Source organism: Leptolyngbya sp. FACHB-541, assembly GCF_014695875.1.
In the GTDB taxonomy this organism is placed as follows: domain Bacteria; phylum Cyanobacteriota; class Cyanobacteriia; order Elainellales; family Elainellaceae; genus JAAUTN01.
The window spans coordinates 24,837-37,396 of record NZ_JACJPC010000050.1; the positions used below are offsets into that span (position 1 = coordinate 24,837).

A 12,560-nucleotide genomic window follows, 5' to 3' on the forward strand; every position below is an offset into this window, starting at 1 on the left:
TTGGTATTGCCTCGATTCAACCCATGAATTTTGTTCAAGGACGCTCACAAATTAGTCATCATGTCGATTTCAGACGTTGATCCTTTAAAAGATTCAGAAGCACTCGCCGAAGCCCAGTTGCAGCAAGAGCTACTCACCCTATTTATCGTCGATACGCAAGACTGTCTGCAACGCTATAACCAAATTACTAAGCGGCTCCATGCCGAGTCCTGGACGAGTGATATTCGGGAACTTTACCGGTGTATTCACACGATCAAAGGAGGTGCGGTCACGGTCACGGCTGAAGCGATTCTAAAGCTCGCAACTGTGGTAGAAGATTTGCTGTCCGACCTCCGCTACCTCGAACTGGCTCCTCCCTTGACAGACGGCTACCTGCAGCAAACATTACTAGAAACAGGTGAACTGTTAGCCAGCGCCTTAGATTTACCCACTTCAGATGAGTCTGCTGTTGCTCAAATTGCGCCGATTTTAACTCGGGTTCAATTCCTGCATGGAGAGGTGCGGGAGCGATATCTACCCACCTGGAATGAGCAAAAACAACTGCATCAGGAGTTTGCCGATCAGGGATTTGACATGATTGTGCTGGACCTGGAGATTGCGCTGGAACAAGCCCCAGCCCAAGGTTCTGTACTGGAAATGACACGTACCCTGGCGCAGCAAACGCTGACTCAACTTCACCAGGTAGGGCAAGATTTGCAGTTTGCGGTGGGGTGGTTTCAACTGCTTGATCAGGCTCAGCAACTGTTTGAGCGTCCAGAAAACTCAATTTGGCGATCGCAATGGTTGCGTCTCTTTCACGTCTTAAAAACTTGTGCCAAACAAAGTGGTGCTCCGGTCGCTTTTGAGCTGAACTGGACAGAAGTACCTGAAGAAGACTGGACAGCAAACAGAGAAGTGAATTCAGATGTAACTTTAGAATATGCTCCTGTACAACATCAGTTTGACTCACTCAATTTACTGGATAGTGAGTTGATCAGCGAGTTAGACGATACATCAGAAGTCTTTTCAGAAAACCTTTTAGATAGTTCTTCAGATGATGCATTGCTTGATTTCAGTCAACCCCTCTCCTTCCTGGATGAGCCAGAGCAATCCGACGACCTGACTGATACCAGCCTCTTCCTAGATGATGCGAATCTTGCCGAAGGGCTGGTCCTCGAAGAAGATTCCCTCGATTTTCTCAGTCCTGCGTCTGACCAACCCGACCTAACGACAACAGCAGAAGTTGGATTCTTAGATAGGTTTGGAGATGAGTCTAACCTGTTAGATTTTAAGGTTGATTCAGGCTCAGATGATCTGGACTGGGCAGCAGATTGGAGCGATCGCCCCTCTGATGCAGCCTCCGACCAGCTTGAGCAGGTTGACATCACGGTTGACCTGACACAAGTGGAGGATTTACCAGAGTCGCCGAATCAATCTACTGACTCCATTGCTCCAGATTCAGCACAAGCGCAAAACCTTTCAGGTGCTCAAGCTCCGTCTGCTGCTTCTCCCCGGCATATCTTTCAAGCTCCGTCCGATCGCTCTAACGACCTTGCAGATAAAATTCAGATTCCTGTTCCTCTAGAAAAACTAGATCAATCAGCTCAATATTTAATAGAAACCTTACTTACGGCTCGTACAGCCCGTGGATTTTATCAAACGCTAAAAACTCAAATCAATCAGCTAGTGGCTTTGGCTCAGGAAGGTGCCCAACATATCACTTATCTTCGCCAAATTCAGGATGACTATGCCCTTTTAGATAACCTGAGACGCAATACTCAAGGTCCGACGCCCGAACGCTATCGGCAGGGTTACACAACCATTAACCGACTGCTAGAAACAAACTTAAGGCTATCTGAATTAGGCAGAGAAACAGAACGGGTGATTCGCCAGACGGCTGAGAGTTTGCAGAACTTAGATAGCAACCTGCTCAAGCTTCAAGATACGGTTGAAGATAGTCGCCTGGTGCCATTCGAAAATCTCAGCTTCCGGGCGAGAGCAGTCCTTCGAGATCTGACAACTCGCTACGGCAAACCCGCGCAACTGGTCGTACAAGGAGAGCAGATTGAACTGGATGTCAGCACTGCCCGAAACTTGGAGCCAGCTCTGCTGCACCTGATTCGCAATGCCTATGCTCACGGATTAGAGCCTGTCGATCAACGCCTCACTCAAGGTAAGCCTGAGCAAGGTACGATTTCTCTGTCCCTTCAACGACGTGGCAACACGTTTCAACTGTCTCTGCAAGATGATGGTCGCGGCATTGATGCAGAGGTAATCCAGACCAGGGCTGAGGCATTAGGCTTACCCCTAACCCAGGCTCAAACCCCAGTTGAGCTACTATCTGTGATTTGTCAGTCAGGATTTAGCTCTGAGACTCGCGCGAATATCACGGCTGGGCGTGGAGTGGGTATGGATGTGGTTTCGGCTCAGATTGCTCGAATTGGCGGAAAGTTAAATCTTGACACTACGCTAGGAGTTGGCACAACCTTTCACCTTCAGTTTCCGGTGCCTCATCTGTTGGTTCCCTGTCTCCTGCTTCAGGCGGGCGATCGCATTTTCGCAATTCCTACAGAATCGATCAGGACGACTGCTCTACTCGATTCCTTAAACATCACTTTCCTGAAAGAAACAAATTCCGTTTACTCTCGCGTGGTTGAGAGTGAAACCGAAGCAATTCCTGCACTAGATCTACTGGAATACTGGCGACCTCAGACTCACGCCCGCCCATTACCTGACACAGCAGTTTGTCTCCACATTCGTCCTCAAGACAGCTTGCAAGGCATCTGGCTGATTGCTGATGAGCTTTTAGAACAAGCCGACTTACTGATCAATCCACTCCCCAGTCCTCTTGTTGGACCCGACGGTTTAATGGGAGTCAGCTTGCAAACCAATGGCACCCTGATTCCTGTTTTAGAAGCAACTGCTTTACTAGAACAACTTTTAACGGCTCCAGCCAAACTCCCCCAACCTACCGAAGTTCCGCCTTCTGAACCTGATGTTCCAGACCCAGAAGAGACAACGCCAACCATTCTCATCGTTGATGATGCGGCACTGATTCGACGAAGGCTTGAGATTAGCCTGCACGCCTATAGCTATTCCACTCATACCTGTGTGGATGGACTGGAAGCCTGGAACTGGCTGCAAAAACATACTCCTACTCTGATCATCACAGACATTGAAATGCCAAACATGGATGGTTTCACGCTAACCGATCGGTGCCGACAAGCAAAAGTCACAGCTCCTATTCTGGTAATCTCTTCGCGATTGTCTGAGGAATGGTTCACCGAAGCAAAACGTTTAGGAGCAACGGACTATCTGACAAAAGGCTTTTCTACCTTGGAACTGATCAACAAAGTCAAGTTTTTGTTGGATGCGGCGATGGTATCCACCCACTAGCCCAGAAGCTTTCCAGGCTGAATGAATTTTCTGCTACCTGAGCAGAAAATTCGCATCTTGAGAGACTTTGTAAAGATTTGAACTCAACTTCAATAAAGTTACGGGTGAGATACAAATCAAAGTGTAAAAAAAAATGTGTTGCACGTACGACAGAATGTACACTCGTCTGTTGAGGTTCAGCTCACACAACGCTGTTTGCTTGATGAAATTAGAAGGAAGCCCACAAATCGCCACATTGAATAAGACACAATAGATATAAGCACAATAGATGCGTCCAAAAATACTAAAATCTATTTTATGTTTTGGTGTTTTCATAGCTACTTGGTGAAGCAACTCCAGTCGTCAATTCACAGAAAAATTTAAGGTTCTAAATTTGAACTTAAAGGGATACTTGTCTGTCGCTGTAGTTTGACTGGTCTACATATTTAAGGCGATCGCATTGTTCTTATCCCTAACCTCAAAGAAATACCATTTGGTTTAGTTGCAGATGATACCAAGTCAGCTAACAGAAGAATTACAAAAATTAGGTCGAGATGAGAGTGACGGTGAGCTACTTTTAAACAGTCGTAAAGATATCTGGTGCCTTCATATCTTTCACGGTAAATTGCTTTATGCAACTAATGAATATCATCGTGCAAGACGGTGGGATAGAGCCTTAAGACAGCATTGTCCTAAATGGAATTGGGGAGCAGATTTTGCTCAATTAATGGATCATCAGCATTGGGAATATCAACTCCTTGACTTAGGCATTAACCATAAGCGACTGAGCTTAATTCAAGCGAAGCTGATAGTTCGCAGCATTATCCAGGAATGTTTATTTGAACTGAGCAATCAGACAGACTTTAAAGAGACTTGGAAAACTTGCTCAAGAGATGTGTCACCGCTCTGTAATCTCATTGCTCTGTCTTCTCCTGAAACGTATACGATCTTCAACAAAGTCGCAAAGATGCAGGAGAAATGGCACACGGCTGGATTAGGTTATCTGAGCCCAACCCTTGCCCCAACCCTCAAGCAAGAATCTAACCTGCAAGCGACTGCTCCTAACGTAAAACAGGAAATAGATCCTCAAGCGCTGCCAATTTCGGATAAATACCTTAACGCTAACTTCACCCTGTGGGACATTGCCTTTCTGGTAGATAAATCGGTGATTGAGGTGACCCTTTCCCTCATCTCTCTTGTAGAGAAAGGAGTTTTACAATTTCAAAGAGTACCCGACCTACCCCTCTCAGCGTTTGTTCAACCCCTTGCTGGCGTTTCTGTCCAACGGGCTTCAACAGCACAGCCATCCTCAGCACAGTTAGCTCAGTTCAACCAGAAACAGCCGTTAATCGCTTGTATTGATGACAGTCCTGTATTAACTCATACGTTAAGGAAAATTCTCGCATCAGCAGGCTATCAGGTATTAAGTATTCCAGAACCGATGCGAGGATTTTCTCAACTCATTGAGCATAAGCCTGATCTGATTTTGCTAGATTTACTGCTGCCCAACGCAGATGGCTACAGTATCTGCAAGTTTTTACGAGATACTCCTGCATTTAAGGAGACACCCATTGTGATCCTAACCGCTAAAAGTGGTTCGATTGATCGAACTCGCGCTCAACTAGCCGGGGCAACTGAATTTTTGACTAAACCTCCTCGGGCTGAAGAACTACTGCAAATTGTACGAAAGTATCTCTAGATGAGTAGAGCGGAGGATGGAAGCAAAGCTAGAAGCAGCGAAGGCTTGAGTGACTTTTGCATGAGGGATCGCAGAAAGGAAGTCTTTGATTCAAGCAGAGGATAGATGGAGGGCGATCGCTTCCAGAGGACTACTGTATGCCATGCAATTGAGAATTGCTATAGCCCTCTTTCATCACTTTTGGAGAAGAGAATTTTCTCAGTCTCTCTCGTTCCTAGCTTTTAGCCAGGAATGCAGTTCTAGAGGCTCTGCGTCCGCTTCGTTGTAAATGGAAGCAGAGCCTCCGAAGTGGCATTTCCAGGCTTTGCCTGGAAACAGACGCTTGTAGGCTTTTTGTACTGTGAAAGTGATAGAAGAGAGATAGAAATTGGTACAAGGCTCTTCAACGTATGCCGTAGCAATAATCACTAATTACTGCTACGACACAATCTCATGACCCGGCAATTAAATAGCTTCGTCAATGATTAATCCGCTGTTAAAGAAAATCCTTTCCATATCTAGAATAGTCATTGCTCTCTCATGATAAGAAGCAATTCCCTGGAGGTATTTCTTATTGAGGTTAATGGAGTCACTCACGTTGGGACCCTTCATGACTTCTCGTTGATCCAGGAGAAACATCGTATCGCCAATCTCTTTGACCATTACCCCAACGACCACATTTCTGACCTCGATCACCATCGTTTTAGAACCCTCAATTGCTTTGACTGAACGCTTAGCGGGGTCTAAGAATTCATGCAAATCAATCAGAGTTAGAATCTCACCGCGCAAGTTCATGTTGCCAACGATGTAGCTTGGGCAACAAGGAACAGGCGTTACCTTGCGAACATCTACAAATTCACGCACGACTTCTACATCAATGCCAAAAAAATCATCACCTAAAGCAACCACGACAAGAGGCTTTAGGTCTTTTGAGTCTTGCGGTTGAACTGAAACTTTTAAGTTGTTGGCTCGCTTTCGGAAAATTTCCCTTTCCTGGGGCGTTGCATTGGGAAATAGGGTTGTTTGTCGTGCTAGTGGTGCCTCATATCCATTATCTTGCGGTTGATCTGCGTGCAGGTTGGTCTGAAATTCTGCTGGAAAATCTTTTGTAGATAGCAATTCTTGAATTTCTGCGTACCAGAGCCAGTTGCCTGGATTGCTCAAGATAATGATGTTTTCGTCACTAATAATTCCAGCAATGATTTTTTTCCGCTCAACGTCTGTCCATTCCTGATCATGAAAAATTTCAGTGTTGATTTCTTGAGCAGGTATAGTTCTGATGTCGTCAATTTGATTCACAATGATGCCAACACGCAAGTCTTCCCACTTTAAGATTACTAAGCTATCCGTCAATCGATACTTGAGTGGAGAATGACCTAGCGTCAGGTTCAGATCCATGACCGGCACGGACTCCCCTTGAAAATCGATGATACCAACAATATCGCGAGAAGCTTTTTGAGTGGGAGTGATGTCGGGTAGAGCAAAGACTTCTTCGACATACATTGTATCGATGCCGCAGCGCTGTTGATTAACGCTAAAGGTAAAGTAAGACTGTTGGCTCATGATAGTTCCTGGTCAAGACTTTTGAGTTCTGTTTCTAGCTGTAGAATCAGTTCGGCAGCAGTTAAGTTTCCTAATTTTTGAATGGTCGTATCGGGCGGAAGCTGTCTGAGCAAGTTGAGTGCAATTTGCTGCATTCTGATGCTTCTTCCAACGTGAGGATTGTCACCCAGGTCATCATCGGTATCAGAGGATAAATTTTCTGCATAATAGCTCTGCTGTTCATCTAGTGTTGATGAAAGGGATGCAGTCGTTGAATCGTTTGCTGTACGCTGATAAATAAGTGATTCTGTAAATACTTTAATTTGGAATGGATTGAGATTTTGATTGGAGAGTTCGGCGTGCCCGGTCAGCAAATATCCAAGAGGTTTAAGAGTGCGGTGGAACTTGCTTATAACTTTGGCGATCGCCGCTCTTTCAAAATAAATAAAAACATTACGACAAATAATTAAATCCATATCCCTCAATTCAGAATCCTGTTGAGGAAACTCGTCTTTGATCAGATTTAGAATCTGAAAACTCACCATCTCTTTGATGCTTTGATCAAGCTTATAGCGATCATGAATGAGTTGAAAATATTGCTGCTTAACGTCGGGGTCAACATTTCTAAACGACCACGGGCTGTAAATTGCTTTTTTTGCTTTCTCTAAAGCGAGCTGATTAATATCTACACCTAAAATCAGTAAATTCCATTGCTCTAAGTCAGGAATAAGCTCTTTTAACAGGATGGCAATTGAGTAAGGTTCTTCTCCTGAAGAGCATCCCGCACTACAGATGCGAATCGTTTTACTGTCTTGATTTTGCTGAATCAGTTCAGGCAGAATTTGGTTCCGTAAAAGCGAAAACTGTTCTGTGTCACGAAAAAAATAACTTTCACCATTGGTCAACAGTGTAACCAGATCTAGCCATTCCTGATGGCCATCGGCATTAGAAGACTCTAATAGCTGATAGTATGCCGTTGATGAATCTAATTTAAGCGCCTTCATCCTTGAAGAAATTTTTGTGCTTAAACTTGCCTGATCTCTTGCTCTAATTTCTATGCCAGTGTGCTTGGCAATGAGCCGAACAAATGCTTCTCTTCGCTCTGCGCTCAAAGGTTCTGTTGGTGACACGTTTAGTTTCCTAACACTCCTCATTAAAATCTTGCAAACTTGATCCAACGGCATTTATCGATTTACAGTATTTTGTGATTTGCTATTGTTAGTCTCTACGACTAGCTAGATAAGAAGAATTAGTGTGTAGTAAGGATAATAATGTCGGGGCGATCGCCTGAATCGGCAAAACCTGTTTTGCGGCTCCCAGGCTAATTGCTTCTTTAGGCATTCCAAATACAACGGAAGTCGCCTCATCTTGAGCGATCGTAAAACCGCCTGCTTCGGCGATCGCCTGCATCCCATCCGCGCCATCTCTACCCATGCCTGTCAACAAAATTCCTACCGTTGATTTCCCATAAGCCTTGGCAGCAGAAATGAAAGTAACCGTTACTGAAGGACGATGCCCTCCTAAAGGTGAAGCGTCAGAGCAGATAAATCGCCCTCTAGAGTCCAGCTCTAAATGTCGTTGCTCAGGTGGGAAATAAATCTTTCCTGGTTTTGGCAGATCTCCTGGCTGAGCAATTTGAATGGGTAGAGAGCAACTGTTGGCAAGCCAATCAATCAAGCCTTGCAAGAAGCCTAGACAAATGTGTTGGACACAAATGATTGGAAGTGGAAAATCAGACGGTAATTGATTAAACACATCGTGAAGAGCTTGAGGTCCCCCGGTTGATGCTCCTACAACCACAATTTTAGGTTTGTGATAGAAATCTGGCTGAAAGACAGAAACTTTATCTGATTCTAGTTTTTTGGGTTTACTATTAATTTTTCGTTTTCTAGTGAGTACTCTAACTCCAGACAGGATCTGAATTTTGTTGATTAGTTCTTTCCCAAACGCCTGATTGTCAATCGTTAAGCCAGCAAGGGGTTTAGGAAAAATATCAACTGCTCCTGCCTCTAAAAGCTGAAAAACTTGATGGGTATCCTCGTCTTGGACAGAAGCACTGATAACCAATATAGGGCGAGGATAAAGTGCCATCACCTCGGATGTAAAAGTGAGTCCATCCATGCGGGGCATGTGAAGGTCTGTGCAAATCACATCGGGTTGCACCTTCGGAATCATCGCCAAAGCTTCTAGTCCGGATTTGGCTTCTCCTACGACCTCAATGTCAGGAGATGAGCTTAAAATCCGCTTTAAGATAGTGAGAGCAATCTGAGAATCTTCAACCAGCAAAACTCGAATGGGCATTTTAATTAACCAATCTTTCTAAGATTTCTAGAAGCACATCCTGGTTAAACTTCCCTTTGATAACGTAGGCATCAGCACCCGCATCAGCGCCCCTTTTCTTGTCTGCATCTGAATCTAGCGTTGTGACTAGAACAATGGGTAAGTTCTTATATTCCTGCTGTTGACGAATTTTTGCAGTGAGAGATAATCCATCCAGGTTGGGCATCTCTACATCAGATAACACTGCATCAAACGAACGAGTTTGCAGCTTATTGTAGCCATCTAATCCATCAACAGCAATGACCACTTCGTATCCTGCTCTCTCCAGAAGCCGCTTTTCCTGCGTGCGAACTGGAACGGAGTCTTCTACCAGCAAAATAGTCGGTTTTCGTCGAACGGTTTTGGGTTTGAGTGCGATCGCAGGAGTGGTTTGCTCCTTCAACGATTTAATTAAGTCAGGAGCATTCAAAATGGTACAAACTTCTCCTGTTGGCAGAATGGTGGCTCCTGCGACGTGGCGTACCCGCTTCAGTACTTGGCTTTGCGGCTTAATTACAATTTCCTGAGCATCAAACAGACGATTAATGAAAAATCCGGCTCGCTCTTCCCCAACTTTGAGCAAAACGCATTGCTGCAAATTACTTTTTCGTCGATTTGTGGTGGCGGGTGGAGTGTAAGCGTGAGATTCCCACAGTTTCAACATTTCGCTCAAATCTGCGACCGGGATATCTTGTCCATTCCAGCTAATAGTGGCTTTGTCTTCAGTTGTAGAGATCTGACTTTCAGAGATTAAGAGTGTTGTCTCAAGGTATTCAATAGGCAATGCATGAATGAGCCCCTGTACGTCTAGAAGAACGGTATCAATCGTTGTTAAAGTTGTGTTGAGCTGAATTCGGAAGGTGCATCCTTGTCCGGGGTTGGATTCAATTTGAATTTCTCCCTTCAACCGCTCAATGTTGTTTCTGACAACGTCTAAGCCAATACCTCTACCGGAGATTTCTGTAATGAAGCTGCGAGTTGAAAATCCAGGTACAAAGATGAGTGAATGAATCTGACTTGGGGACATTGCTGCCAGTTCTTCTGAGTCATACAATCCGCGCTTAAGGGCAGTTTGTTTAATCCTCTCAAGATCTAACCCACGTCCATCATCTGCAACCTCAATGACGATTTTATTATCAGTTTGGTAACCCTTTAACCAGATTTTGGCAGTAGTGGGTTTGCCCAGGGCTTGCCGTTCACTGCGAGTCTCAATGCCGTGGTCAATAGCGTTGCGAACCAGGTGCATCAAGGAGTCTTTGATTTCTTCAAGAATACTTTTATCAGCGGTGGTGTCACCCCCTTCAATGATTAACTCTACGTCCTTGGATTGCTGTTTGGCTAAATCTCTAATAGTGCGAGGAAGGGGTTGAAACACCGTAGAAAGAGGAAGCAGTCGCAGGGTGCGAATTTTTTCTCTGAGTTCTCCAGAAATTTTGTCGAGTCGAGTACTGCTCTCTTGAGCAGAGATTCTGAGAGAGTTAAGGGTTCTCTCTAGCTGTTCCTGGTAAGCAATGGACTTAGAGGAGGCTTTAGAGGACAATCCCTGGTTTCTGCTACTGCTTCTCCAATCCCTCCAAAGGTTAGACATCTCCTCAATCGCCGTAGCGATTTGACCGATGCTGGTTTTGGTAACGGTGAGTTCTTCAGCTTGGGTCATTAAAGCATCGAGATCACGAGTTGGAACGCGAATAGTGTCGATGCGGTAGAGTTCGTTAATTTCAGAGGAAGGAGAGAGGAGAGTTTGCTCGGCAGGGGTTTGAGTGGGGGCAACTGTTTCTAGAGCAAGTACCTGAGTGTCTGGAGCCGGTGATGTTTCGACCAGGTTGTTGAGGACTTGGGCTGTATCAACTTGGCTGATTTGTCCGGTTACTGCTTCATGAACCAGTTTGCCGATCGCATCTAACCCTTGATAAAGGCGATCGCTCACTTCTACCGTTAGGGCAATGCGTTTGTGCTTAAATCCTCCTAAAACTTCTTCAATTTGGTGAATTAGGGTTTCTACAGGGTCTACACCAACGCTTCTGGAGTCTCCCTTAAGGCTGTGGGCTTCTCGCAATAACTGCTCTAGCGTTGCTTCATCTTCGGGATGCTTTTCGAGTCGCAGCAAGCCTGCCTCGATCCGCTGTAACCGCTCTCGGCAAGCAATCTTATAAATTTCTCGAAGTTCGTCATCCTCGATAAAGGTTGCAGCGCGTGGAGCGGTTAAATCTGCTGTTTCAATCGTGATTTCAGTAGCTTCTGCTTCAGCCGTTTCTAATATGACTTCTGCTTCTGATAAGGCTGATGCTTCGTCAAGGGGTAATAACAGAAGCTCAATCTCTTGCAGCACATCCACTTCACTAGGTTGACCGGTAACTGTTTCTTGAACTAGTTTATGAATCGACTCTAGTTCTTGATACAGGCGATCGCTGACATTAAGGAAGGCAATCCTTCCTAACTGGACAGCCTTGAGAATTTCTTCTACATGATGAGTTAGCGTTTCTACCGCATCCGCCCCAACTCCTCTAGAGTCACCTTTAAGGCTATGGGTTTCCTGCTGCAGTGCTTCGAGGGTTGCCTGATCAGTAGGGTGCTGTTCCAGGTATCGCAATCCCTCTTTCAGTGTTTGGAGGTGGTGCTGACTGGAAATTTCATAGAGGTGACGTAATTCTTCGTCTTCTATAAAACTTGATAAGACCGGAGAAAGAGAGTCCGGTGGAAACTCTTCTGGATGATCAACGACCTGCACCAATTGATCCAAAATTTGAATGACATCGGTAGTGTTGGGTTGTCCTGTTACAGCTTCGTGGACGAGTTGTCCGATCGCCTCTAGCCCTTGACGAATGCGATCGCTCACTTCAATGTTGAGGGCGCACCGATGGGCTTGAATGTTCTTGAGAATCCCTTCGATTTGTTGGATCAATACCTCAATATCTTCAACACCGACACTCCTAGAGTCCCCTTTAAGCCCGTGAGCTTCGCGACGCATTTCTTCAAGGGTCGTAGCATCATTGGGGTGTTGTTGAAGATACAGCAGTCCTGCTTGGAGTTTCTGTAATCGATCTTGACTAGAAAAATCATACAAATTTCGCAGCTCTTCATCGTCAATAAAACTCGACAGAGCCGCAGAGTTAACCGGATTTTCTATAGCAGGACCAAAAGGTTGTAGGGTTTTCAATTCTTGATGAGCTGCCATTAGCAGTTCAACGATGTGGGGAATGTCTACTTCGCTCTGCTGCCCCGTTACCGCTTCGTGAACCAGCATATTGACTGCATGGAGCCCTTGCTGAAGGCGATCGCTCACCATCGCAGTTAAAGCAACTCGTTTCGTCTGAACGGTTTTTAGAATTGCTTCAACCTGTTGAATGATCGCTTCAACCGTTTCTACACCTACACTTCTTGAGTCACCTTTGAGGCTGTGAGCATCGCGCCGTAGCTCTTCTAAAACAGCTTCATCCTCTGGATGTTCTTGCAAGTGTAGAAAACCCGCTTCTAGCCTCCGCAGCCGCTCCTGGCTGGAGAGTTCGTACAGATCCCGCAGCTCTTCATCATCTATTTTCATAGTTCATCATTGCTCATGCCATTGGCGATCGAAGGGATGATGCCCCCTGATTTAGAACTGTCCCTATCGAATTTTTGGGAAAGCAGGAATCTTGCTGAACTACCTGCTGCAACTTCAAACTAGTGG

The 12,560-nt window shown here is 45.2% G+C and carries 6 protein-coding genes; 2 read left to right on the forward strand and 4 right to left on the reverse strand.

The genetic code is table 11. The features are described 5' to 3' along the window. The first annotated feature begins 60 nt into the window (after positions 1–60). Together H6G00_RS10495 and H6G00_RS10500 are read left to right on the forward strand one after the other, a co-directional pair. Complete coding sequence (locus H6G00_RS10495) at positions 61–3,375, forward strand: response regulator (protein ID WP_190796688.1); 3,315 nt, start codon at positions 61–63, stop codon at positions 3,373–3,375. 487 nt (positions 3,376–3,862) lie between these two features. Next, positions 3,863–5,053, forward strand: a complete 1,191-nt coding sequence (locus H6G00_RS10500) for a response regulator (RefSeq protein WP_190796689.1) — start codon at positions 3,863–3,865, stop codon at positions 5,051–5,053. Between the two features lie 444 nt (positions 5,054–5,497). Here the strand turns inward: H6G00_RS10500 and H6G00_RS10505 are convergent, their stop codons facing one another. The 4 genes from H6G00_RS10505 to H6G00_RS10520 all read right to left on the reverse strand — a co-directional run bounded on the left by H6G00_RS10505 (position 5,498) and on the right by H6G00_RS10520 (position 12,434). Continuing rightward, positions 5,498–6,595, reverse strand: a complete 1,098-nt coding sequence (locus H6G00_RS10505) for a chemotaxis protein CheW (protein WP_190796690.1) — start codon at positions 6,593–6,595, stop codon at positions 5,498–5,500. Further along, positions 6,592–7,704 carry a protein-glutamate O-methyltransferase CheR gene (locus H6G00_RS10510; protein ID WP_190642934.1) on the reverse strand — a complete coding sequence of 371 codons (1,113 nt, stop codon included), beginning with the start codon at positions 7,702–7,704 and terminating at the stop codon, positions 6,592–6,594. Before H6G00_RS10510 ends, H6G00_RS10505 begins: the two co-directional genes overlap by 4 nt. An 88-nt stretch (positions 7,705–7,792) precedes the next feature. After that, on the reverse strand, positions 7,793–8,875 hold the full coding sequence (cheB, locus tag H6G00_RS10515) for a chemotaxis-specific protein-glutamate methyltransferase CheB (protein WP_190796691.1): 1,083 nt from the start codon (positions 8,873–8,875) through the stop codon (positions 7,793–7,795). A gap of 1 nt (position 8,876) precedes the next feature. After that, entirely contained in the window at positions 8,877–12,434 is a 3,558-nt protein-coding gene (locus tag H6G00_RS10520) for an Hpt domain-containing protein (protein WP_190796692.1), read from the reverse strand. Positions 12,435–12,560: the final 126 nt, after the last annotated feature.

Bases quoted from the DNA above. Each gene is read 5' to 3' on its own strand.
- cheB (WP_190796691.1), bottom strand. From the start codon at position 8,875: ATGCCCATTCGAGTTTTGCTGGTTGAAGATTCTCAGATTGCTCTCACT.
- H6G00_RS10500 (WP_190796689.1), top strand. From the start codon at position 3,863: ATGATACCAAGTCAGCTAACAGAAGAATTACAAAAATTAGGTCGAGAT.
- H6G00_RS10520 (WP_190796692.1), bottom strand. From the start codon at position 12,434: ATGAAAATAGATGATGAAGAGCTGCGGGATCTGTACGAACTCTCCAGC.
- H6G00_RS10505 (WP_190796690.1), bottom strand. From the start codon at position 6,595: ATGAGCCAACAGTCTTACTTTACCTTTAGCGTTAATCAACAGCGCTGC.
- H6G00_RS10495 (WP_190796688.1), top strand. From the start codon at position 61: ATGTCGATTTCAGACGTTGATCCTTTAAAAGATTCAGAAGCACTCGCC.